The sequence below is a fragment of the Bradyrhizobium sp. Kon69 genome (assembly GCF_055807515.1).
This window is the reverse complement of record NZ_JBVVOS010000002.1, coordinates 1-22042: the sequence shown is the minus strand read 5'-3', so window position 1 is coordinate 22042 and position 22042 is coordinate 1. Positions and strand designations below refer to the sequence as shown.

Sequence of the window (22042 nt, the reverse complement as noted above, 5' to 3'; positions counted from 1 at the left end):
AAAGGCTGGAGAAAAATTTTGTCTTTGCCGAAATCAAATTTCGTCTTTGCCGAAACTGCTTGCTCCGTCGGGCAAAACACTGGCATGATGGCATCATCGGCAGACTAAGCGAGCCGCCGCCACCTCCCCGTCATTGCGAGTTTCTCCGTCATTGCGAGCGAAGCGAAGCAATCCAGAGTCCCTCCGCGGAGGCGGTCTGGATTGCTTCGTCGCTGCGCTCCTCGCAATGACGGGGAGAGAGACTAGACCGCCGCCGGTGTCCTGATCTCGCGCGGGAGAATGATCGCCGCTGCAATCGCGAGCAGGCAGAGGGCGGCGAAGGCATGCAGCATGGTGACGAAGCCGCCCTGCTCGTAGAGCCAGGCGACCAGGCCGACCGAGGCGCCGGCGGCGGTGAAGCCGATGAAGTAGCGCACGGCATAGGCGCGCGAGCGCCATTCCTCGCTGGTGTATTTGCCAACCATGGCGTCGTTGACCGTGACCTGCCCGAAGGCGCCCATGACGATGCCGATCGAGACCAGGATCAGCGGCAAATTGGACAGGCTCGCGGCCAGATACAGGAACGGCGCCAGCATGAAGGACAGCGGCAGCGCCACCGTCTTCAGCGAATAGCGGTCGAGCAGCCGGCCGATCGTGTACTGCGTCATCGCGCCGAACACGTAGACGCAGGCGGCGATGACGCCGAGCAGCGCCGGGCTTTTGGTGAGATCGGCAAGCCGCTCGGCGAACAGCTTTGGCAGCGCCACGGTGACGGCATTGAAGGTCGTCGAGATCGCGATCACCACGATCAGCAGCGACAGGATCACGCGCCACATGTCCTGCTTGGCGACCCGCGCCTGCGCTGCCGCCTGCTTCGAGCCCTTGCGGTCCTCGTGCACGACCATCATCGCAAACGCGATGCCGATCAGGATGGTGACGATGCCAGGGACGATGAAGGCGAAGCGCCAGCCGAGATACTGGCCGATCACGCCAGTGACCAGCGCTGACGATGCGACGCCGAGATTGCCCCAGACGCCGTTGATGCCCATCTCGCGGCCGAGCCTGTCGGCGTAGGAGACGATCATGGCGGTGCCGACGGGATGATAGATCGAGGCAAAAATGCCGATCGCGAACAGCGCCGCGCCAAGCTCAGCCTGCGTCTGCACGAACCCGACCGAGATCATGGAGGCGCCGATGCCGACGAAGAAGATCAGCATCATGTGGCGGCGGCTCCAGCGATCGCCGAGCCAGCCGGTGAGCAGCGAGCCCGCGCCGAAGGCGACGAAGCCCGGCGTCGCATAAGGCAAGAGTTCCGAATAGGCCATGCCGAGCGCCGGTCCCATGATGATCACCGCGGCGGCGAAGATCAGCATCGCGTAATGATCGATGAAATGGCCCGCGTTGACGAAACTGATTACCCGGCTGGGGCTGTTCATTCCGAATCCTCTCCTGCTCCGAAATGAGTTATATGTCTTGGGCATGACGGGATGCCGCCAATGACTGTCTTGGAAACGCCAATCCTCCGGGAGGTCCGGAGCAACCACCGCTCGCCCGCGGGCGTGCATCTGGTCGCGCGCGACTACCCCAAGGGCATGCGGATCGATCCGCACTTGCATCGCGAGGCGCAGCTGATCTATGCCGCGAAGGGGACTATGCAGGTGACGACGCCCGGAGGGCGCTGGCTGGTGCCGCCGGACCGCGCAGTGTGGGTCCCCGCCGGGCTCCAGCACGCCATCGATCTGCTCGCCGACATCGAGATGCGCACGCTCTACTTCGACCTGGCCTGGCTGAAGCGCGAGCAGCGCCATGAGGGACTGACCAGGGAATTCGTGGTGCGGGTGTCGCCGCTGCTGAACCAGGCGATCCTCGCGCTGTTCGACGCGCGCAATACCGAGGAGCGGACCGATCTGCTGGTTCGCCTGGTGATGCTGGAACTGGTCCAGGCCGAGGATTCCGCGACCTTCGTGCCGCTGCCGCACGAGCCGCGCTGCCGGCGCGCGGCCATGATCGTGCTCGACGATCCCACCGGCCTGCACGACATCGACGCGCTGGCGCGCGAGGTCGGAACCTCCGCGCGCACGCTGTCGCGGCTGTTTTCGACCGAGACGCAGCTGAGCTTCAAGAGCTGGTGCCAACGCGCAAGAATTGCGGCGGCGATCCAGCGGCTGTCGACCGATGCCAATGTGTCGGTGAAGCAGCTCGCGACCCAGCTCGGCTATGCCAGCGTGCCGGCGTTTTCGGCCGCGTTCCGTCAGGTGACGGGGCGGACGCCGACGGAGTTTGCCACACACTCCGTGTCATCGCCCAGCTTGACCGGGCGATCCAGTACTCTGGGACGGCGCGACTAGAACCGAAAAGCTGCGGCGTACTGGATGCCCCGGTCAAGCCGGGGCATGACAGCTTTCTTTGGGTTTCGAAACGCACGCCCCCACTAAACCTGCCAAAATCCCCCGCTTGATTGTGATCGGCTTCCGCCCAAATTCCGTGTAAGATTCCCGCACCGCACAAACTGACACGAAAGCCCCGATGGCCAACGCTTTCTTCTCCGACCTGCTCACCACCATCTCCGAGCGCGGCCGCACGCTGCTTCGCCGCGGGGATTCTGCCGACACCAAGCCGGACGCCGATGGGCTGATCGAGCTCTGTGGCGCGCTGCTGTCGGGCCGGGGCGAAGCGTCGGGCACCGCCATGGCGCGTGAGGTGCTCGACATCTACCAGGATTTGGATGCGGCGGGACGTCGCGCCTTCTTCGAAGCCCTGGTCCGCGATTTCGGCCCGGATCGGGAACGCCTGTCCAAGGCGATCGAGACATGGCGCGCCAAGCCGGCCGACGAGGATGCCAGCGCGCTTCATTTCGCCTCCGAGCCGCGCCGGCAGGAGCTGATCCGCCGCCTCAACCGCGCGCCCGGCGGCACCGGGGATCTCGTCAAGATGCGCGCCGACCTGCTCGACATGAGGAACGGGCACACCGATCTCGCCGCACTCGATCGCGACGTTTCGCATCTTCTCTCGTCATGGTTCAACAGGGGGTTTCTCGTGCTGCGCAGGATCGACTGGTCGACCCCGGCCAACATCCTCGAAAAGATCATCCGTTACGAGGCCGTGCACGAGATCAGCGACTGGGACGATCTGCGCCGCCGCATCGATCCGGTCGACCGCCGCTGCTACGCCTTCTTCCATCCCGCGATGGTGGACGAGCCCCTGATCTTCGTCGAGGTGGCGCTGACCGAGACGATCCCCGGCGCGATCGCGCCGCTGCTCGCCGTCGATCGCCCCTCCGTCCCGATCGATCGCGCCCGCACCGCCGTGTTCTACTCGATCTCCAACACCCAGCGCGGTCTCGGCGGCATCTCCTTCGGCAGCTTCCTGATCAAGCAGGTGGTGGAGGAGCTGCGCCGCGAATTGCCCAAGCTCGACAATTTCGTGACGCTGTCGCCGGTGCCGGGCTTCATGCAATGGGTGAAGCAGGACAAGGATTTGCCGCTGTCGGACGAGGACCGCGAAGTGCTGAAGCGCCTCGACGATCCCAAATGGTTCGAGAACCCCGAGACCACGACACTGCTACGTGGCGTGATCGAACCGCTCGCGGCGCACTATTTCCTCAAGGCGCGTACGCCGAAAGGCAAGCTGATCGACTCCGTCGCGCGCTTCCATCTCGGCAACGGCGCCCGCCTCGAGCGCATCAACTGGCTAGGTGATCTCTCGCCGAAGGGCGTGCGCGAGTCCGCCGGCGTGATGGTGAACTACCTCTACCGCCTCGACGACATCGAGAAGAACCACGAAGCCTACGCCAATGACGGCGAGGTCGTGGCCTCGAGCGCGGTGAAGAAGCTCTTGAAGGGCGAAGGGCGACGGCTGCTGGATATGCGGTTGTCGTAGCTATGCTGTCGTCCCGGCGAAGGCCGGGACCCATAACCACAGGAAGTCGTTTGGCGAAGACTCGGAGTTGCCAGCTCGCGCCATAACCTCTCTTTGGGGTTATGGGTCCCGGCCTTCGCCGGGACGACACTGAATGATTAGCGCGGCCTTCGCACTCCAACCCTACTCCGCCAGCGCCTTCATCTCCTTGTAGAGATCCGATTTGCCCTCGAAGCCGATGCCCGGGAGATCGGGCATGGTAATGTGGCCGTTCTCGACACGGACACCATCGGGGAAGCCGCCATAGGGCTGGAACAGGTCGGGGTAGCTCTCGTTGCCGCCAAGGCCTAAGCCGGCTGCGATGTTGAGCGACATCTGGTGGCCGCCGTGCGGGATGCAGCGGCTCGGCGACCAGCCATGAGTTTTCAGCACCTCGAGCGTGCGTTGATATTCGCACAGGCCGTAGGACAGCGCGCAATCGAATTGCAGCCAGTCGCGGTCGGGGCGCATGCCGCCGTAGCGGATCAGATTGCGGGCGTCCTGGTGGCTGAACAGGTTTTCGCCCGTTGCCATCGGTCCCGGATAGAATTCCGCGAGCGCGGCCTGCAGCGCGTAGTCGAGGGGATCGCCGACCTCCTCGTACCAGAACAGCGGATAATCCCGCAGCATCTTGGCATAGGCGATGCCGGTTTCGAGATTGAAGCGGCCGTTGGCGTCGACGGCGAGCTGCGCGTCCTTGCCGATCTCCTTCAGCACCGCCTCGATGCGGGTGCGATCGTCCCCGATATCGGCGCCGCCGATCTTCATCTTCACGACGTTGTAGCCGCGATCGAGATAACCGCGCATCTCGCCGCGCAGCATCGAGAGGTCCTTGCCCGGATAATAATAGCCGCCGGCGGCGTAGACGAACACGCGCGGATTGGCTTTGACGCCATGACGCTCGGCCAGCAAGCGGAACAGCGGTTTCCCTGCGATCTTCGCCACGGCATCCCACACCGCCATATCGATGGTGCCGACCGCGACGGAGCGCTCGCCGTGACCGCCCGGCTTCTCGTTGATCATCATCGCGCCCCAGACCTTGTCGGGGTCGAGATTGTCGCCGACCGCGTTCAGCAGCGATTTCGGATCGGCCTCCAGGATGCGCGCAGCAAAGCGCTCGCGGATCAGGCCGCCCTGGCCGTAGCGGCCGTTGGAGTTGAAGCCGTAGCCGACGACGCGCTTGCCGTCGCGCACGACATCGGTGACGACCGCAACCAGGCTCGTCGTCATCTTGGTGAAATCGATATAGGCGTTGCGGATCGGCGAAGAGATCGGTTTCGTGATCTCGCGGACGTCGACGATGCGGACGGACATGGGGTTTTGGCCTTTCACTTTCGTCATTGCGAGCGTAGCGATCCGGCAGACCCTCACCCTGAGGAGCCTGCGAAGCAGGCGTCTCGAAGGGCGAGGCCACTGGCCGGGCCTTCATCCTTCGAGACGCGCGTTCCGCGCTCCTCAGGATGAGGGACTAAGAGTTGAGCTCGCTCCTCGCAGTGCCAGTACTTACTTCTTATCCCTGAAATACGGCTCGACCGGGCCGTGCACCTTGATGGTCAGCGGATTGCCGTGACGGTCCTTGGCGTTGCCTGCGGTGACGCGAACCCAGCCTTCGCTGATGCAGTATTCCTCGACATTGGTCTTCTCGACACCCTTGAAGCGGATGCCGACGTCCCGCGCCAGGATGTCCGCATTGTAAAAGGGGCTGTTCGGATCGACCGAGAGGCGGTCCGGAAATTCGTCGCTCATGATTGTCTCGCTCATAACAGGGTCTCGATTTGCTGCCGCAATCCTTCGGGCCGCGCGGTCGGCGCATAGCGCGAAACCACCTTGCCGGCGCGATCCACCAGGAATTTGGTGAAATTCCATTTGATGGAGGCGCCCAGCAGGCCGGATTGCTGGCGTTTCAGGTACTCATACAACGGATGCGCATTGCTGCCGTTGACCTCGATCTTCTCGAACAGGGGAAAGGTGACGTCGTAATTGGTCGAGCAGAACGCCTGGATCTCGCTCGCCGGTCCAGGCTCCTGCGCACCGAACTGGTTGCAGGGAAAGCCGAGCACCGAGAAGCCGCGCGGGGACAGGTCGCGATGCAGATCCTCCAGCCCGCGATATTGCGGCGTGAAGCCGCATTTGCTCGCGGTGTTAACGATCAGCAGCACCTGTCCCTCGAAGCTGCGCATCGGCACTTCTTCGCCGAGAAGCGAGTTGGCCTTGAAGTCGTAGATCACGGACATCGCTAACCCACGGGGTCGATCGGCGACGGGGGCACGCCGCCCGCCTCGATCGCCTCGCCTGCGAGCAGGCAGAGATCCTCGCGATAGCGGCCGGACACGATGTGTACGCCGACCGGGGCCTTGCCGACGAGGCCGGTGGAGACCACGAGGCCCGGCAGGCCCATGAATGGAATGGCGATCTGCGGCAGCTGTGCTTCCCAGACGCGTTTGAAGGACTCGTCGTCCTTGCGGTCGAGATGATCCGGGAACGGCAGCTCGCCGGAGACCGGCGTCAGCAGCACGGCATAGGTTTCGAAGAACAGCATCCAGTCGCGGGTCAGCGTGGCGCGGCGGGTCAATGCCTTGGCGTAATTGGCCTGGTCCATCGGCGTGACCCTGCCGCGGTTGCCGTTGAGGCACGCCAGCGCGCCGGGATCGCCCTCACGCTCGGCCATTTCGAGTTGCGCCTCGTAGCCGTCGCCCAGCCACAGCTTGATCTGCCACTCGACCGCTTCGCGCATCGGCGGGGTGTTCTCGATTGTCTCGACGGTCCAGCCGGCACGCTCGAGCCGCTTGCCGGCGTCGATGACGGCGGCCTTCACCTCGGGCGCCGTCGCAAGGCCGTCCGGATTGAGACACAGCGCGGCGCGCTTGGGACGCGAGGGGCCTTCCAGCGGTGCCGGCACGAACCAGGGATCGCGGACATCGCGGGCCGACATCGCCGCGAGCGAAATCCTGATGTCGTTGACGGTGCGCGCCAGCGGCCCCGACACCGCCATGATCTGCGGGCCGATCGGACGCTCCGGCAGGGCCGGATTGAAGGCCGGGATGCGGCCGAGCGTCGGGCGCAGGCCATGCACGCCGCAGGCATAGGCGGGATAGCGGATCGAGCCCGCAATGTCGGTGCCATGGGCGATATGGCCGATGCCGGCCGCGACCGCCGAGCCAGCGCCGCCGGACGAGCCGCCCGGCGTCAGCGAGGCGTCGCGGGGGTTCTTGGTGTCGCCGTGGACCAGATTGGTGGTGAACCAGCGATAGGAGAAGGCCGGACAATTGGTGCGCCCCAGCAGAACGGCGCCGGCTTTGCGGAAATTGGCGACCACCGGATTGTCCTCGCGCGCGATCAGGTCGCGCTGGAGCTTGAGGCCGTTGGTGGTGGCAAAGCCCTCCTGGTCGACATTGGCCTTGATGGTGACGGGCACGCCGGCGAGCACGCCGGGGTCCTCGCCCCGCGCAATGGCGGCATCGACGGCGTCGGCCTGCTTGAGCACGTCCTCCGGCCGGTGGTCGATCACGGCGTTGAGGCTGGGATTGACGGCGTCGAGCCGGGCCAGGCCCGCCTGCGCGGCCTCCCTGGCGGAGACCTTTTTGCTTTTGACGAGGTTGGCGAGGTCGGCCGCCGACAGGCGCCAGAGATCTTGCATGACTTGCTCCGTTTAACCGGCGTCTTTTAGCCCCGGGAACGCGGCAAAGCCATGCGGATTTCGCAGGGGCGAAGGGCGGGGGATGCCGGGTGAGGCCTCGTTCTCCGTCATTGCGAGCGCAGCGAAGCAATCCAGACTGCCTCCGCGGAAGCAGTCTGGATTGCTTCGTCGCAAGGGCTCCTCGCAATGACGGGGAGAGAGTCGGGAGCTAATGCCGCGTGGCGGATTGGTCCGGGATGTCCAGCAATGCCTCGGTGAAGGGGAATTCGAGCACGATCTCGCCTTCGCGGTCGGTGACCTCGATGACGGCCTCGAGCAGGGCCGGCTGGGTGCCTTCCGATCTCAGCACCTCCAGAATCATCTGGCGGGCGACCTCCCAGGCACGGTCGGGATTGCGCAAATCCTCTCCCTCGGGATCCACGATCAGTTCGTTGCCGATACGGGTGTTGAAGAAATATCTGGGCATCACGAAGTTCCAGTTGGGTCGCCGGTACCGGATTGAAAGCTGCACTGCACTCACAACTGCTTTATCAGGACAGGGTTCGCGACCGAATGCGCCGAGCGCAGGGCCGCATCACCAGAAAGTACTGTTCCCCGCGTTTTTCTCGCGGCGCAATATGCCCTTGTTCGGGAAAATTTCACTGGCGAACTTTTGTGCTCGCAGTAACTTAGCCTCGGGCGGATACGTCCGAAATCTCGAAAATGGAGAGCCGAAATGGCCTGGAAAGCCCCGAAGATCGTCGAAGTGCCCTGTGGCATGGAAATCAACATGTATGTGAGCGCCACCCGCAAGTAAGCGGTTGGTGAGTTTGCATTCTGCGCAGGTGGATCTTTCGGTCACGATGCATGTCCGGAAGACAGGATTTGTGTTTGCGTGAGGTCCACCTCGCGACATTGCTTCCAGGAGACGGATCATGCTTCGCGTCGTCGTCCTGGGCGCCGCAGCCGGCGGCGGAGTGCCGCAATGGAATTGCGGCTGCGAGGGCTGCCGGGCGGCCCGTGAAAACGGCCAAGAGCTGCAGCGGACCCAAGCCTCGGTCGCCTTCAGTGGCGACGGCGAGCATTGGTTCTTGATCAACGCCTCCCCCGACCTCCGCCAGCAATTGAATGCCACGCCGCAGCTGCATCCGAAGGCAGGCGCGCTGCGCCACACGCCGATCGCAGGCGTGATCCTGACCAACAGCGAAGTGGACGCGGTGGCAGGCCTGCTGTCGATGCGCGAGGGCTCGCCCTTCACGGTCTATGCGCATGAGAAGGTGCTGGCGATCCTGAAGGCCAACAGCATCTTCAACGTGCTGAACGAGAAGAACGTGCAGCGCCAGCCGGTCGGCATCAATGAGCCGTTCGAGCCGCGGCTGCCGGACGGGGCGCGCTCAGGGCTTGAGGTGCTGCCCTTCGCGGTCTCGGGCAAATCGGCCTGGTACCTGGAAGGCAAGGCGCATCCGGGCGGCGACAACGGCGAGGGCGACACGCTGGGGCTGAAGATCACCGACAAATCGACCGGCAAATGCTTCTACTTCATCCCCGCCTGCGCCGAAATCACCGACGCACTCAAGACCGAGATCGATGGCGCCGCGCTGGTGTTCTTCGACGGCACGGTGTGGCAGGACGACGAGATGATCAAGGCTGGACTTAGCCACAAGACCGGCAAGAGCATGGGCCATGTCGCGATGTCCGGCGACCACGGCGCCATCGCGCGGCTCGCCGACCTCACACTCGACAGGAAGATATTTCTGCATATCAATAACTCGAACCCGGCGCTGCTGCCCGCTTCCCCCGAGCGCAAGGCCGCTGAAGCGGCGGGCTGGCAGATACCCGCTGACGGAACGGAGATCGTGCTGTGAATGCCGCGTCACTGAGTGGAATGACCGCGCTCTCGGTCGGCAAGGACATCAGGCTGACTAGCGCCGAGGAGCTGGAGGCGGCGCTGCGCCATATCGGGGCGACGCGCTATCACAGCCTGCATCCGTTCCATAAGATGCTGCACGGCGGCAAGCTGAACAAGGGCCAGGTCCAGGCCTGGGCGCTGAACCGCTATTATTACCAGAGCACCATCCCGATCAAGGACGCGGTGGTGATCTCGCGCTTCCGCGACCGCGCCACGCGCGTGGAATGGCGCCACCGCATCGAGGATCATGACGGCGATATCGGCTCCGAAGGCGGTATCGAGCGCTGGCTGAAGCTGACTGACGGCCTCGGGCTGGACACGGCTTACGTGGAATCGACCGAAGGCATCCTGCCGGCGACGCGCTTTGCGGTGGAAGCCTACGTGCACTATTGCCGCGAGAAGTCGCCGCTGGAGGCGATCGCCTCCTCGCTCACCGAATTGTTCGCGCCGAACCTGCACGAAGAGCGCATTGCCGGCATGCTGGAGCACTATGACTTCGTCAATCCTGACATCATGAGCTACTTCAAGCGCCGGCTGGCGCAGGCGCCGCGCGACGCCGGGTTTGCGCTCGACTATGTCAAGGCGCATGCCACCACGCCCGAACAACGCGCGTCCGTCTGCAACGCGCTGATCTTCAAGACCAACGTGCTCTGGGTGCAGCTCGACGCGCTCCAACACGCCTATGTCGAGGGTCACATTCCGCCGGGCGCGTTCGTGCCCCAAGAACAGCAAAAGGCGAGCTGAGGAACAATGGCCGGGCCGCGCAACATCAGCGTCAGTGAGACCAGCCGGCCTGTGCTGCCGCGGCACGCCAAGCTGAAATATGACGAGACGCGAAAGGTCTGGGTGATCCTGGCGCCCGAACGCGTACTGGCGCCGGACGAGATCGCGGTCGAGGTCTTGCAGCTCTGCGACGGCGAGCGCAATGTTGGCGAAATGTCCGACCAGCTCGCGGCAAAATACGCCGCGCCGCGCGAGGCGATCCTGGCCGACGTCATCGTCATGCTGCAGGACCTCGCCGACAAGGGCTTTCTCACGGAGGCCCGGGAGAAGACGTCATGAGCGATGTGCTCGGCAATCCCACCATTCCGCCCGACGGCAGCGACAGCCTCGCGGTGCTGGAGAAGAGCCGCTCGACGGCGGAGACGTTCGGCATTCCGCTCGCCGTGCTGCTCGAGATCACCCATCGCTGCCCGCTGCAATGCCCCTATTGCTCCAACCCGGTCGAGCTCGACCGCTCGGGCAAGGAACTGACCACCGAGGAATGGAAGAAGGTATTGAGCGAGCTCGCCGAGATCGGCGTGCTCCAGGTGCATTTCTCCGGCGGCGAGCCGACGGCGCGCAAGGACCTCGTCGAACTGGTCAAGCATGCGAGCGACGTCGGCCTCTACACCAACCTCATCACCTCGGCTGTGCTGCTGACGCGCGAGCGGCTGAGCGAGTTGGCCGATGCCGGGCTCTGCCACGTTCAGATCAGTTTCCAGGGCGTTGAAGAAGCCCTCGCCGATCGCGTCGGCGGCTACAAAAACGGGCACCGCAAAAAGCTCGAAGTGGCAAAATGGACGCGCGAGCTCGATTTGCCGCTCACCGTGAATGCGGTGATGCACCGGCAGAACCTGCATCAGCTGCCCGATATCATCCAGATGTCGGTCGATCTCGACGCCGACCGGCTCGAGGTTGCCAATGTGCAATATTACGGCTGGGCGCTGAAGAACCGCGCCGCGCTGATGCCGACGGTGGCGCAGCTCGACGAGTGCACCCGCATCGTCGAGGAGGCGCGCGAGCGGCTGAAGGGCCGGCTGACGATCGACTATGTCGTGCCCGATTATTACGCGCTGCGGCCGAAGAAGTGCATGGGCGGCTGGGGCCGGCAGTTCTTCAACATCTCGCCGGCCGGCAAGGTGCTGCCCTGCCACGCCGCCGAGAGCATCACCGGGCTCGACTTCGAATCGGTGCGCTCCAACCATTCGATCGCCTGGATCTGGCAGAACTCGGACGCCTTCAACCGCTATCGCGGCACCGGCTGGATGAAGGAGCCGTGCAAGAGTTGCGAATTCCGCGAGATCGATTTCGGCGGCTGCCGCTGCCAGGCCTTTGCGCTGACCGGTGACGCCGCCAACACCGATCCGGCCTGTGCGCTGTCGCCGCTGCACGAGACCATCTTCAAGCAGGCCGAGCGCGAGGCCGAGGGCGACACCAACCGCTTCCTCTACCGCAATTTCGCCGGCGGCACCCTGGAATCCGAGAATGGTGCCTGACGCCGACGCGGCCAGCTCAGGCAAGCGCGCCGATCCCTTTGCACCGCTGACCTCCGAAATGCTCGACGTCGGCGACGGCCACGAGCTCTATGTCGAGAGCGTCGGCCGCACCGACGGAATCCCCGCGGTCTATCTGCATGGCGGCCCCGGCAGCGGCTGCCAGCCCGACCACCGCCGGCTGTTCGATCCCGACCGTTTCCATGCCGTGCTGTTCGACCAGCGTGGCTGCGGCCGCAGCCGGCCGAAGGGATCGCGCCAGCACAACACCACGCAGCATCTGATCGCGGACATGGAAAAGATCCGCGAGAAATTCGGCATCGCGCGCTGGATGGTGGTCGGCGGATCCTGGGGCGCGACGCTGGCGCTGGCTTATGCGCAGGCCCATCCCGAGCGCGTCTCCGGGATTGCGCTCCGCGCGACGTTTCTCGGCACGCGTGCTGAAGTCGAGACCGCCTTCACCTCGCGCCTGTCGCAATTCTACCCCGCGCTCTACGAGGATTTTCTCAGCGTGCTGCCGGTGGAGGAACGCGCGCGGCCGGTGGAAGCCTACTATCGCCGCATCCTCGATACCGATCCGGCCGTGCATGGCCCCGCATCGCGCGCCTGGCACGACACCGAGCGCGCCCTGTCGGAGCACAAGGCGGCAAAGACGCGGATCGACCTGGCGTCGCTGAACGTGTGGCGCACATTGCCGGCGACGCCGTTCATGGAGGCGCATTATTTCGTCCAGGACAGCTTCATGACGGAGAACCAGTTATTGCGGAATGCCGGCAAGCTCGACGGCATTCCCGGCATCATCGTCCAGGGCCGCTACGATCTGTTGTGCCCTCCCGAGACATCGCAGGCGCTCGCGAAAGCGTGGCCGGGTTCCGAGATTCGCGTCGTGGAAGAAGCCGGCCATTCGCTCTATGATACCGGCGTGCGAGACGCGGTCATGAAGTCGATCGCGGATATCGCTTCGAGGATTTCGCGATAGCGGGACAAGGACATGCCACTCGCAGGTCAAGGCATGCCGCTGACGTCGATGAACATCGATGTTTCAGATGAAGCCGATTTCAATCGCTGGTACGATCGCGAGCATTTCGAAGAGCGCGTTGCGATCGACGGCTTTCTGGAGGCGCGGCGCTATGTCGCGCACGCGGCCAATCCCAAATATCTCTCGCTGTATTCAACCACGACACTCGACGTGCTCGACAGTCCCGCCTACCGGGCGCGGCTCGCCAATCAAACCGAATGGTCGCGGCGGAGCATGGCGCATTTCAAGGACATGCTGCGCGTGGTCGCACGCATAACGATCAGCAACGGTACCGGCCGCGGCGCGGCGCTCGGCGTGGTCCGGCTGCGGCCGACGCCGGACAATGCAGCCGGGTGGCGTGACGCACTGCAAGAACGGCTGGCGCCGGACAAGCACGACGGCATCATCTCGATGCATCTGCTCGAGAGCGAACCGGAATTGTCGGGCGCGACGGCGGACATTCCGGCGGTGCGCAACGAAGGCGCGCGCGACTGGTTCGTGCTGATCGACGGCACGCATGTCGGCGCGGTCTCGGCCGTGATTGCCGCGCGCTTCACCGGCCCTGCCGCCTCGCCATTCCCGCCTCCCGTGTCGGTCGGCACCTACAGCCTGATGTGGGACCTCGCGAAGAGCGACATCGCGCGGGGCTGACGTGGGGACATTGCTGCGCTGCCGCCAACGCCGTCATTGCGAGCGCAGCGAAGCAATCCAGAGTCTTTCCGCGGTCGCAGTCTGGATTGCTTCGTCGCAAGGGCTCCTCGCAATGACGAGGATAGGGCAAAGTATACATGTTGCATCGCACGCATCTCGCGCGGCCATTAATGATGTGCGCGCTGGGCTCCCATGAAAGCCGGTGACCCCCCAAATTTGCCGTTGTACTTCGGACCGGTTCTAATAAGCTAACCCAATGACGTCATTCAGAAACCAGATCGCCGCGCGTTAGCGTTCGCCAAGCTCAAGAAAAGGCCGCCGGGTCTTTGAGCCTGCGCGGACAGGGTAGGAATGAAACCGACCGATATTGCGGCCCCCGACTACTTTCACAAAGTAGTCGATTGCCAATGGGCCTGTCCTGCGCACACTCCCGTTCCCGAATACATCCGACTGATCGCCCAAGGCCGCTACAGCGACGCCTATATGATCAATTGGAAATCGAACGTGTTTCCCGGAATTCTGGGACGTACCTGCGATCGTCCATGCGAGCCGGCGTGCCGCCGCGGACGCGTCGAGGAGACCCCGGTCGCGATCTGCCGCCTCAAGCGCGTCGCCGCTGACTTCAAGGATGACATCACGCAACGCCTGCCGCGGCCCTCAGCCAAGAACGGCAAGCGCGTTGCATTCGTCGGCGGCGGTCCCGCTTCGCTGACGGTGGCCCGCGATCTCGCGCCGCTCGGCTATCACTGCACGGTGTTCGACGCCGATCCCAAAGCCGGCGGCATGATGCGCTCGCAGATCCCGAAATTCCGCCTGCCGGATTCAGTCATCGACGAGGAGACCGGCTACATCTTGGGTCTCGGCGTCGATTTCAAGGGCGGCCACCGCATCGAGAGCATGAAGGCGCTGCTCGCGGAGAAGTATGACGCTATCTTCGTCGGCTCCGGCGCACCGCGCGGCCGCGAGCTCGACATTCCCGGACGCAAGGAAGCCGCCGCCAACGTCCATATCGGCATCGATTGGCTGTCCTCGGTCTCGTTCGGCCATACCGACAAGATCGGCAAGCGCGTCATCGTGCTCGGCGGCGGCAACACCGCGATGGATTGCTGCCGCACCGCGCGCCGCCTCGGCGGCGAAGAGGTGAAGGTCGTCGTGCGCTCCGGCTTCGAGGAGATGAAGGCCTCGCCCTGGGAGAAGGAAGACGCACTCCACGAGGACATCCCGATCCTCAACTTCCTCGTTCCCACAGCTTTCGTCCATGACAACGGCAAGCTCACCGGCATCACCTTCCAGAAGGTGAAGGCCGAATACGATGCCAAGGGCCGCCGCAACCTCGTGCCCTCGGGCGAGCCGGACCAGACCATCGAATGCGATGACGTGCTGGTCGCGGTCGGCCAGGAGAACGCCTTCCCCTGGATCGAGCAGGATTGCGGCATCGAGTTCGACAAATGGCACATGCCCAAGGTCGATCCGAAGACGTTCGTATCCACCAATCCAAAAGTGTTCTTCGGCGGCGACGCTGCGTTCGGGCCGAAGAACATCATCTGGGCGGTGGCGCAGGGCCATGACGCCGCGCTGTCGATCCACAAGATGCTCTCGGGCGAGGATGTCACCGAGCGACCATTGCCGGAGGTGCACATCTCGTCACAGAAGATGGGCATCCACGAATGGAGCTATGACAACGACATCTCCAATGACAAGCGCTACAAGGTGCCGCATCGCGACAAGGTGATCGCGCTGAAGGACATCCGCACCGAGGTCGAGCTCGGTTACGACGTCAAGCTTGCGCTGGGCGAAGCCCATCGCTGCCTGAACTGCGACGTCCAGACCGTGTTCTCGACCTCGCTCTGCATCGAGTGCGACGCCTGCGTCGACATCTGTCCGATGGACTGCATCACCTTCACTGACAATGGCGAGGAAGGCGATCTCCGTCAGCGCCTGAAAGCGCCCTCGTTGCATCCGGACCAGGATCTCTATGTGTCCAGCGACCTCAAGACCGGGCGCGTGATGGTCAAGGACGAGGATGTCTGCCTGCATTGCGGGCTCTGCGCCGAGCGCTGTCCCACCGGCGCCTGGGACATGCAGAAATATTTGATCGAGATGACTCAAGCGGGTTCGACATGTCCGACAAAAAGCCGATCAGCAGCGTAAACGACTTCGTCGTCCGCTTCGCCAACGTCAACGGATCGGGCTCGGCCAGCGCCAACGAGATGTTTGCGCGCGCCATCCTGCGCCATGGCGTTCCGGTGAGCCCCCGTAACATCTTCCCCTCCAACATCCAGGGCCTGCCGACCTGGTACGAGGTGCGGGTGACCGAAGACGGCCATCTCGGCGCCCGCGGCGGCGTCGACATGATGGTCGCCATGAACCCGCAGACCTGGGACAAGGACGTCGCCGGGATCGAGCCCGGCGGCTATCTGTTCTATGATTCCACCAAGCCGATGCCGTCGACCAAATTCCGCGACGACATCACCGTGATCGGCGTCCCCCTGACCGCGATCACCAACTCGACTTACACCGATCCGCGCCAGCGCCAGCTCTTCAAGAACATCATCTATCTCGGCGCGCTCTCGGCGCTGCTCGACATGGATCCGAAGCTGATCGAGCAGCTGATCGGCGAGCAATACAAGGGCAAGGAGAAGCTCCTGTCCTCCAACGTCCACGCGCTGCATCTGGGCCGCGACTGGGCGCTGCAGAATCTGAAATGCCCGACCGGGCTTCGGGTGAAGAAGTCCGACAAGGTCGGCGACCGCATCTTCATCGAAGGCAACAGCGCCGCCGCACTTGGCGCCGTCTATGGCGGCGCCACGGTGTGCGCCTGGTATCCGATCACGCCGTCCTCGTCGGTGGCCGAGGCTTTCACCGCGCACTGCAAGAAGTACCGGCACGACCCGGAAACCGGCAAGGCGAAATACGCCATCGTGCAGGGCGAGGACGAGCTCGCTTCAATCGGCATCGTGATCGGCGCCTCCTGGAACGGCGCGCGCGCCTTCACCGCGACCTCCGGCCCCGGCATCTCGTTGATGACCGAGTTCATCGGCCTGTCGTATTTCGCCGAAATCCCGGCCGTGATCATGAACATCCAGCGCGCCGGCCCCTCCACGGGCATGCCGACCCGCACCCAGCAATGCGACATCATCGCCTGCGCCTATGCTTCGCATGGCGATACCAAGCATGTGCTGCTATTCCCCGAGGATCCCGCCGAGGCGTTCGAGTTCGCGGCCGCGGCCTTCGATCTCGCCGAGCGGCTCCAGACCACCATCTTCCTGATGCTCGACCTCGACATCGGCATGAACCACCGGCTCTGCCGTCCGCTGAAATGGGACGATTCCAAGCAATATGACCGCGGCAAGGTGATGACTGCGGAGATGCTGGACGAAGGCCGCGATTTCGGCCGCTATCTCGACGTCGACGGCGACGGCATCCCGTACCGAACCTATCCCGGCACGCATCCGACCAAGGGCTCCTTTTTTACCCGCGGCACGTCGCGTGACCGCTATGCGCGTTACTCCGAGGAAGGCTCGGTCTACGCCGACAACATGCAGCGGCTGATGCGCAAGTTCGAGACCGCGCAGGATCTGGTACCGCGGCCGCTCCAGGCCAATGCGGAACGGCCGACCAAATACGGCGTGATCTATTTCGGCTCGACCACGCCGGCGATGGACGAGGCGATCGGCTTGCTGGAAGCGCGCGGGCATCAGCTCGATCGCCTACGCATCCGCGCCTTCCCGTTCCATTCGAGCGTAGCGAGCTTCCTCGCCGAGCACGATTTCGTCTACGTGGTGGAGCAGAACCGCGACAGCCAGCTGCGCCAGCTCATCGTCAACGAGAACGGCATCGACCCGGTGCGGCTGGTGCCGATCGTGCATTACGACGGCTCGCCGATCACCGCCCGCTTCATCGCAAAAGCCATTGGCGACCACCAGGATCACCTCAAGGTGACCCCGCTCCGCAAGGCCGTGTCATGATGGTAAGGCGCAGGCATCGGATGCAATCACCTCTCCCCGCGTGCGGGGAGAGGTCGGATTGCGCAGCAATCCGGGTGAGGGGGACTCACCACGAGTCGAGCTCGTCGAAAGAGCCCCTCACCCCGACCCTCTCCCCGCGAAGAGCGGGGAGAGGGAGCAGAGAGAGACTGTCATGACCTACATTGCAAAGCCGAAATTCCACCATCCCGGGCTGAAGAAGAACGAGCTCGGCTACACCCATCGCGATTACGAAGGCAAGATCTCGACGCTGTGCGCCGGCTGCGGCCACGACTCGATCACGGCCTCGATCATCGAGGCCTGCTATGAGCTTTCGATCGAACCGCACCGAGTTGCGAAGATCTCGGGCATCGGCTGCTCGTCGAAGACGCCGGACTATTTCCTCGGCAATTCGCACGGCTTCAACTCCGTGCACGGCCGCATGCCCAGCGTCCTGACCGGCGCCAATCTCGCCAATCGCGACCTGATCTATCTCGGCGTCTCCGGCGACGGCGATTCCGCCTCGATCGGCTTCGGCCAGTTCGCGCATTCGATCCGGCGCGGCGTCAACATGACCTATATCGTCGAGAACAACGGCGTCTACGGTCTGACCAAGGGCCAGTTCTCGGCGACCGCCGACCGTGGCTCGAAGAGCAAGAAGGGCGTCACCAACACCGACAACGCCATCGACCTCGTCGCCATCGCGCTGCAGTTGGGGGCGACTTTCGTCGCGCGCTCGTTCTCCGGCGACAAGACCCAGCTCGTGCCGCTGATCGCCGCCGCGATCCGCCACAAGGGCGCGTCGTTCATCGACGTCATCAGCCCGTGTATCGCCTTCAACAACCACGCCGGCTCCACCAAGAGCTTCGACTATGTCCGCGAGCACAATGATGCGGTAAACCGGCTCGACGTGCTGGTCGGCCGCGATCCCATCGCGGTGGATTACGCACCGGGCACGGTGCAAATGGTCGAGCAGCATGACGGCAGCAGGATCGCGCTGCGCAAGATCGACGCCGACTACGATCCGCATGACCGGCTCGGCGCCCAGACCTTCCTGCAAAAGCACGCCGCCAAGGGACAGATCGTCACCGGCCTGCTCTATGTCGACCCTGATGCGGAAGATCTGCACGAGCATCTCAACACGGTCGAGACGCCGCTCAACACGCTGGAAGCCGACACGCTCTGCCCGGGCTCCGCGGCGCTGGACAAGTTCAACGCCAGCCTGCGGTGATCGCTTACCGTGCCGTGGCGGGCTGCCTGACGCGTATGGTGATCTTCTCCGACACGATGGGCGGCTCGAACGGATAGTGCCTGGCATCGCCCAGCACGAGTTGAAGCGTGTGCGTCCCGGGCGGAAGCTCGAGCAGCGTTTCGGTCTGCCCTGCCCCGAAATGCAGATGCGACTTGTCCTGCAGGATCGGCTCCTTGGGATCGATGGGGTCGTTGACGTCGATCAGCAAGTGATGGTGACCGGCGTTCTGATACTCGTCGCCGGCATGGGTCACTCCCATGTTGCGCAAGCCGAACCGCACCCAGAATCCGCCACGGACCTTCTGCCCGTCATGCGGGGTGATGAAATAGAGCTTGGCGTCCTTGGGAGCTGCCTTGCCTTGTGAAAAGGCTGCCCCCGGGAGCAATGCGAGCGCCGCCGCCAGCGCGACGCAACGAAAGATCTGCATCAAACCAACTCCACCACTTAGGGACTGAGCGCCACGCGGAATCCGTGCGTGGGATAGCGAACATTGGTGTCGTAGCCGTCGCGGTTGGACGGCCGCACATATCGCGAATCGTTCTTCCAGGAGCCCGAGCGCAGGACATGAGCGCTGCAGTCCCCGCTGCTCCATGCCGAGCCGTCGCCGGGCGCACCCTGATAGGTCTTGTGCCAGCAGTCCTCGACCCACTGATCGACGCCGCCGCCCATGTCGTGGAGCCCGAACGGATTCGGCCTGAAGCTGCCGACCTTCGCCGGCTGCTCGGCCGCGAGATCACCGCAATCCTTGCAGCCGGCCATGCCCGGCTGCAGCTTGTCGCCCCACCAATATTTGGTCTGCGTTCCGCCCCGCGCGGCATATTCCCATTCGGCTTCGCTCGGAAGCCGATAAGTCTTCTTCGTCGCCTGCGCGAGATAGGCCGCATATTGCTGCGCGTCGGTCCAGCTCACATTGCTGACCGGTGCATCGTCCTTGCCGATGGCCGTGAAGCCGCACGCCTTTGCAGCGGCGCACTCGTTCCATTCCTGCACGGTCACCGGATATTTTCCGATCGAGAACGGCTTGACCGTCACCTGATGGACAGGACGCTCGGTCGGGTCGTCGTTGCTTCCCATCGCAAAGCTGCCGCCGCGAATGGCGACCATCTCGGGTTCGCGGATGGGGATTGGCGACTGACTTGCCGATTGACTTGACGCGGGAGCCGGCGATGGAGGTGATGAAGCCGACGAGGGAGAAGGCTGCGGCGTCTGCGGCGTCGCTTCGCGCGGCGGAGGCTGCGGGCTCGGTGATGCGGCAGGAGAAACGGGTGTGACGGCGGCCTGCTCGCCCACCCTGCCCGGCGCCTGAGCCAGCAGATACCACAGCACGCCGGCGGCCATCACCGACAGCGTGATTCCCAGGAGAAAGATCAGAGCATTCTCGCGCCGTCCCCGCGTCCTGCCGACCGCGTCTGCATCCGGCAGCACTTTATAGACGCGCACGGGATCGGTGATGTTCTTGACTTTGCGGTCCCCGAGCGACTCGTAACCGCACACGACCTTGTGCTTGATCTGCTCGTAGATCGCGCCGGAGATAAAGACCTGGCCTGGCTCGGCGATGCCCTCGATGCGCGTCGCGATGTTGACACCATCGCCGTAGACGTCATCCGGCTCCACGATGACGTCACCGAGATTGACACCAATCCGGTACTCGATCCTCGTCTCCTTCGGAAGCGAGGCGTTGCGGCCGATGAGATTCTGCTGGATGACGATGCTGCATCGCACGGCCTCGACCGGACTGTCGAAGATCGCGATGAAGCCATCGCCCGTCGTCTTCACAAGATTTCCATGGTGTTCGACGATGCTGGGCTGGATGAGATCCCGCTCGATCCGCTTGACGCGGACGTGCGTGCCCTCCTCGTCGGCCTGCATCAGGCGGCTGTAGGAAGCGATGTCACCGACAATGATGGCCGCGAGACGACGAGGCATCGGGCCGTGCGTGGGCGGCTCGTCATTCCCGGATCTGAAGTTGCGAATTTCGCCCATCGCGGGGGGACTCCACAAACTTACAAGGCAGGCCCCCAGCCTACAACCGCCAGAGGCGATCGTCTGTGAAGGCTATCACATCGATGAAGTCGGGCAATGTCGGAAGAACCGCAGGGCGTCGAGTTCCGAAAGGCGAAGGCGTCACATCGAATGAACCTTCATGACCCCATCGACGACTAATGCCCGGCGTGGAACCAGTCACCTCGCTCCGCCGATGATCGTGTCAGTGATGTGCGGACCATGAACGCGTCGCACCTGGGCCGCGTCTACAGCGTACCGCTCAGTTGCTGCATGCGAGGCCATCATGAAGCTTTCTCTTTTTGCTGCCGTCCTCCTTGCCGCGCTCGGCGGCGCCGCTCACGCTGAGGAGGCTGACGATATCCGTGAGGCCAACAAGTCCGAAGCCGAGACCTTCAACGCGCGCATGTATGCCGGCGCACCCGGCAGCAAGGCCTATGCCTGCTTCGTGCGGCGCTACGACGCCGAGCATCTGGCGCGCCATCCGAAGCAGAAGGTCGCTTCGATGAAGCTGCTGATCTCGGCCGAATTGGACACGGAGGACAAGCAGCTCCACAACTCCTTCCGCCTCGGCTTCAGATATCGTCACCGCTCCGGCGATTTCGACTCCAGCGGCTCCTGTCATCACGCCGTGTTCACCAAGGACGGCACCGAAATCCGCCTCGGTTGCGGCGTCGACTGCGAGGGCGGCGGCATCGGCGTCGCGCTCTCAAAGGACGACAAATCGGCGATCGTGCGGCTGGCACGCGTCAGGGTCTGGCAGAACAACAAGCCGGATGAGGATGCCGAACTGTCACTGGTCGCCGGTGCCGACGACGGGATTTTCCGCCTGGATCGAACGGACAACAAGGAATGCGCCTCGCTCGTGACCGACCGCAAGGAACTCGCCGCGCTCCGCCACAAATGATATGTGTCCGGCGCAATCGAGGGAGATCGTCATGAACCGCCGGAACATGTTGTGGAGCGCCATCTCGGGCTTGGGCGCGGCGCTTGGCGCCTCCAGCGCCAAGGCCGCGACCGAAGCCGGCACAGGCAACAAGCTGAAGGTGGTCTATCATTTGAGCGATGCCGAGAAGGTCAACTTCGTGCTCGGCAACATCCAGAACCACATCGAGGGCGTCGGCGGCCCCGAGCATGTGACGATCGCGCTGGTGATCCACGGGCCGGCGCTGAAGGCGTTTCACTCGGCGCAAGCCAACCCTGACATCAGCAAGCGCGTCGGCGATTTCTCCAAGGATGGCGTCGAGCTTGCCGCCTGCGGCAACACGATGAAGGCGCAGAACGTCACGCTCACGGATCTCCTGCCGGGCTTCGTCAGCGCGGAGAAAGGCGGCGTCGTCCGCTTGGCCGAGCTCCAGTCGCAGGGCTATCTCTATCTGCGGCCGTAGGGTCCGGCTCGCGCAGCCTTCCCGCCGTCATTGCTGTGCATGTTCACTAATTCGCTGATCGAATTCATCCTGTACGGGGAGAATTCAGATGCGAGACAACAGCTTCGATCG

At 63.8% G+C, this 22042-nt stretch carries 22 protein-coding genes; 14 read left to right on the top strand and 8 right to left on the bottom strand.

From position 1 onward, the window contains the following. Positions 1-242: 242 nt before the first annotated feature. A complete protein-coding gene (locus tag AC0L3U_RS02340) occupies positions 243-1415 on the bottom strand; it encodes an MFS transporter (protein ID WP_473360528.1) in 1173 nt (390 codons plus the stop codon). Positions 1416-1475: 60 nt separating this feature from the next. Here AC0L3U_RS02340 and AC0L3U_RS02335 point away from each other — a divergent pair, with 60 nt between their 5' ends. Both AC0L3U_RS02335 and AC0L3U_RS02330 read left to right on the top strand, forming a co-directional pair. Next, positions 1476-2327 (top strand): AraC family transcriptional regulator, encoded by an 852-nt coding sequence (locus AC0L3U_RS02335; protein WP_473360527.1) that lies wholly within the window; start codon positions 1476-1478, stop codon positions 2325-2327. 178 nt (positions 2328-2505) lie between these two features. Beyond that, complete coding sequence (locus tag AC0L3U_RS02330) at positions 2506-3858, top strand: malonyl-CoA decarboxylase (protein WP_473360526.1); 1353 nt, start codon at positions 2506-2508, stop codon at positions 3856-3858. 162 nt (positions 3859-4020) lie between these two features. Here AC0L3U_RS02330 and tarD read toward each other — a convergent pair whose 3' ends face one another. The 5 genes from tarD to AC0L3U_RS02305 form a co-directional block, all read right to left on the bottom strand. Continuing rightward, a complete protein-coding gene (tarD, locus tag AC0L3U_RS02325; protein WP_473360525.1) occupies positions 4021-5190 on the bottom strand; it encodes a D(-)-tartrate dehydratase in 1170 nt (389 codons plus the stop codon). Between the two features lie 189 nt (positions 5191-5379). Continuing rightward, positions 5380-5637: a DUF3297 family protein gene (locus AC0L3U_RS02320; RefSeq protein ID WP_007613756.1), complete on the bottom strand. Its 258-nt coding sequence runs from the start codon at positions 5635-5637 to the stop codon at positions 5380-5382. Beyond that, positions 5634-6110, bottom strand: coding sequence for a glutathione peroxidase (locus tag AC0L3U_RS02315; RefSeq protein ID WP_473294010.1), 477 nt, complete (start codon positions 6108-6110; stop codon positions 5634-5636). The genes AC0L3U_RS02320 and AC0L3U_RS02315 overlap by 4 nt, the downstream gene beginning before the upstream one ends. A gap of 2 nt (positions 6111-6112) precedes the next feature. Continuing rightward, entirely contained in the window at positions 6113-7513 is a 1401-nt protein-coding gene (locus AC0L3U_RS02310; RefSeq protein ID WP_473360524.1) for an amidase family protein, read from the bottom strand. A 208-nt stretch (positions 7514-7721) separates the two neighbouring features. Continuing rightward, the gene (locus AC0L3U_RS02305; protein ID WP_007595657.1) at positions 7722-7979 is read right to left on the bottom strand and encodes a DUF6894 family protein; all 258 of its coding nucleotides are present in this window, start codon (positions 7977-7979) and stop codon (positions 7722-7724) included. Between the two features lie 249 nt (positions 7980-8228). On the opposite strand from AC0L3U_RS02305, the gene pqqA reads away from it, so the two are divergent. The 10 genes from pqqA (at position 8229) to AC0L3U_RS02255 (ending at position 18521) form a co-directional block, all read left to right on the top strand. Then, positions 8229-8309 (top strand): pyrroloquinoline quinone precursor peptide PqqA, encoded by an 81-nt coding sequence (gene pqqA / locus AC0L3U_RS02300; RefSeq protein ID WP_007595659.1) that lies wholly within the window; start codon positions 8229-8231, stop codon positions 8307-8309. Between the two features lie 118 nt (positions 8310-8427). Beyond that, entirely contained in the window at positions 8428-9357 is a 930-nt protein-coding gene (gene pqqB, locus AC0L3U_RS02295; protein WP_473360523.1) for a pyrroloquinoline quinone biosynthesis protein PqqB, read from the top strand. Continuing rightward, positions 9354-10145: a pyrroloquinoline-quinone synthase PqqC gene (pqqC, locus tag AC0L3U_RS02290; protein WP_473360522.1), complete on the top strand. Its 792-nt coding sequence runs from the start codon at positions 9354-9356 to the stop codon at positions 10143-10145. Before pqqB ends, pqqC begins: the two co-directional genes overlap by 4 nt. A 6-nt stretch (positions 10146-10151) precedes the next feature. Next, positions 10152-10463 (top strand): pyrroloquinoline quinone biosynthesis peptide chaperone PqqD, encoded by a 312-nt coding sequence (gene pqqD / locus AC0L3U_RS02285; RefSeq protein WP_247287867.1) that lies wholly within the window; start codon positions 10152-10154, stop codon positions 10461-10463. Continuing rightward, complete coding sequence (gene pqqE / locus AC0L3U_RS02280; protein WP_473360521.1) at positions 10460-11659, top strand: pyrroloquinoline quinone biosynthesis protein PqqE; 1200 nt, start codon at positions 10460-10462, stop codon at positions 11657-11659. The genes pqqD and pqqE overlap by 4 nt, the downstream gene beginning before the upstream one ends. Beyond that, positions 11649-12635: a prolyl aminopeptidase gene (gene pip / locus AC0L3U_RS02275; RefSeq protein WP_473360520.1), complete on the top strand. Its 987-nt coding sequence runs from the start codon at positions 11649-11651 to the stop codon at positions 12633-12635. Before pqqE ends, pip begins: the two co-directional genes overlap by 11 nt. 12 nt (positions 12636-12647) lie before the next feature. Continuing rightward, the gene (locus AC0L3U_RS02270) at positions 12648-13325 is read left to right on the top strand and encodes a hypothetical protein (RefSeq protein ID WP_473360519.1); all 678 of its coding nucleotides are present in this window, start codon (positions 12648-12650) and stop codon (positions 13323-13325) included. 351 nt (positions 13326-13676) lie between these two features. Further along, positions 13677-15476, top strand: a complete 1800-nt coding sequence (locus tag AC0L3U_RS02265) for an FAD-dependent oxidoreductase (RefSeq protein ID WP_473360518.1) — start codon at positions 13677-13679, stop codon at positions 15474-15476. Beyond that, a complete protein-coding gene (locus AC0L3U_RS02260) occupies positions 15446-17293 on the top strand; it encodes a 2-oxoacid:acceptor oxidoreductase subunit alpha (RefSeq protein WP_473348020.1) in 1848 nt (615 codons plus the stop codon). The genes AC0L3U_RS02265 and AC0L3U_RS02260 overlap by 31 nt, the downstream gene beginning before the upstream one ends. 172 nt (positions 17294-17465) lie before the next feature. Further along, a complete protein-coding gene (locus tag AC0L3U_RS02255; protein ID WP_018454076.1) occupies positions 17466-18521 on the top strand; it encodes a 2-oxoacid:ferredoxin oxidoreductase subunit beta in 1056 nt (351 codons plus the stop codon). A 4-nt stretch (positions 18522-18525) separates the two neighbouring features. On the opposite strand, the gene AC0L3U_RS02250 is transcribed toward AC0L3U_RS02255, so the two are convergent. Together AC0L3U_RS02250 and AC0L3U_RS02245 are read right to left on the bottom strand one after the other, a co-directional pair. Continuing rightward, positions 18526-18969, bottom strand: coding sequence for a DUF4399 domain-containing protein (locus tag AC0L3U_RS02250; RefSeq protein ID WP_027519761.1), 444 nt, complete (start codon positions 18967-18969; stop codon positions 18526-18528). A gap of 17 nt (positions 18970-18986) precedes the next feature. Next, positions 18987-20525, bottom strand: a complete 1539-nt coding sequence (locus AC0L3U_RS02245) for an SUMF1/EgtB/PvdO family nonheme iron enzyme (protein ID WP_473360517.1) — start codon at positions 20523-20525, stop codon at positions 18987-18989. 304 nt (positions 20526-20829) lie between these two features. Between AC0L3U_RS02245 and AC0L3U_RS02240 the strand changes: the two genes are divergently transcribed. Then, positions 20830-21450 carry a hypothetical protein gene (locus AC0L3U_RS02240; RefSeq protein ID WP_473360516.1) on the top strand — a complete coding sequence of 207 codons (621 nt, stop codon included), beginning with the start codon at positions 20830-20832 and terminating at the stop codon, positions 21448-21450. A 31-nt stretch (positions 21451-21481) separates the two neighbouring features. Next, positions 21482-21931 (top strand): DsrE family protein, encoded by a 450-nt coding sequence (locus AC0L3U_RS02235; RefSeq protein ID WP_473360515.1) that lies wholly within the window; start codon positions 21482-21484, stop codon positions 21929-21931. Positions 21932-22042 lie beyond the last annotated feature (111 nt).

Excerpts from the sequence above, each read along its gene's own strand:
- AC0L3U_RS02340 (WP_473360528.1), bottom strand. The coding sequence starts at position 1,415 with ATGAACAGCCCCAGCCGGGTAATCAGTTTCGTCAACGCGGGCCATTTC.
- AC0L3U_RS02335 (WP_473360527.1), top strand. The coding sequence starts at position 1,476 with ATGACTGTCTTGGAAACGCCAATCCTCCGGGAGGTCCGGAGCAACCAC.
- AC0L3U_RS02330 (WP_473360526.1), top strand. The coding sequence starts at position 2,506 with ATGGCCAACGCTTTCTTCTCCGACCTGCTCACCACCATCTCCGAGCGC.
- tarD (WP_473360525.1), bottom strand. The coding sequence starts at position 5,190 with ATGTCCGTCCGCATCGTCGACGTCCGCGAGATCACGAAACCGATCTCT.
- AC0L3U_RS02320 (WP_007613756.1), bottom strand. The coding sequence starts at position 5,637 with ATGAGCGAGACAATCATGAGCGACGAATTTCCGGACCGCCTCTCGGTC.
- AC0L3U_RS02315 (WP_473294010.1), bottom strand. The coding sequence starts at position 6,110 with ATGTCCGTGATCTACGACTTCAAGGCCAACTCGCTTCTCGGCGAAGAA.
- AC0L3U_RS02310 (WP_473360524.1), bottom strand. The coding sequence starts at position 7,513 with ATGCAAGATCTCTGGCGCCTGTCGGCGGCCGACCTCGCCAACCTCGTC.
- AC0L3U_RS02305 (WP_007595657.1), bottom strand. The coding sequence starts at position 7,979 with ATGCCCAGATATTTCTTCAACACCCGTATCGGCAACGAACTGATCGTG.
- pqqA (WP_007595659.1), top strand. The coding sequence starts at position 8,229 with ATGGCCTGGAAAGCCCCGAAGATCGTCGAAGTGCCCTGTGGCATGGAA.
- pqqB (WP_473360523.1), top strand. The coding sequence starts at position 8,428 with ATGCTTCGCGTCGTCGTCCTGGGCGCCGCAGCCGGCGGCGGAGTGCCG.
- pqqD (WP_247287867.1), top strand. The coding sequence starts at position 10,152 with ATGGCCGGGCCGCGCAACATCAGCGTCAGTGAGACCAGCCGGCCTGTG.
- pqqE (WP_473360521.1), top strand. The coding sequence starts at position 10,460 with ATGAGCGATGTGCTCGGCAATCCCACCATTCCGCCCGACGGCAGCGAC.
- pip (WP_473360520.1), top strand. The coding sequence starts at position 11,649 with ATGGTGCCTGACGCCGACGCGGCCAGCTCAGGCAAGCGCGCCGATCCC.
- AC0L3U_RS02270 (WP_473360519.1), top strand. The coding sequence starts at position 12,648 with ATGCCACTCGCAGGTCAAGGCATGCCGCTGACGTCGATGAACATCGAT.
- AC0L3U_RS02265 (WP_473360518.1), top strand. The coding sequence starts at position 13,677 with ATGAAACCGACCGATATTGCGGCCCCCGACTACTTTCACAAAGTAGTC.
- AC0L3U_RS02260 (WP_473348020.1), top strand. The coding sequence starts at position 15,446 with ATGTCCGACAAAAAGCCGATCAGCAGCGTAAACGACTTCGTCGTCCGC.
- AC0L3U_RS02255 (WP_018454076.1), top strand. The coding sequence starts at position 17,466 with ATGACCTACATTGCAAAGCCGAAATTCCACCATCCCGGGCTGAAGAAG.
- AC0L3U_RS02250 (WP_027519761.1), bottom strand. The coding sequence starts at position 18,969 with ATGCAGATCTTTCGTTGCGTCGCGCTGGCGGCGGCGCTCGCATTGCTC.
- AC0L3U_RS02245 (WP_473360517.1), bottom strand. The coding sequence starts at position 20,525 with ATGGGCGAAATTCGCAACTTCAGATCCGGGAATGACGAGCCGCCCACG.
- AC0L3U_RS02240 (WP_473360516.1), top strand. The coding sequence starts at position 20,830 with ATGAAGCTTTCTCTTTTTGCTGCCGTCCTCCTTGCCGCGCTCGGCGGC.
- AC0L3U_RS02235 (WP_473360515.1), top strand. The coding sequence starts at position 21,482 with ATGAACCGCCGGAACATGTTGTGGAGCGCCATCTCGGGCTTGGGCGCG.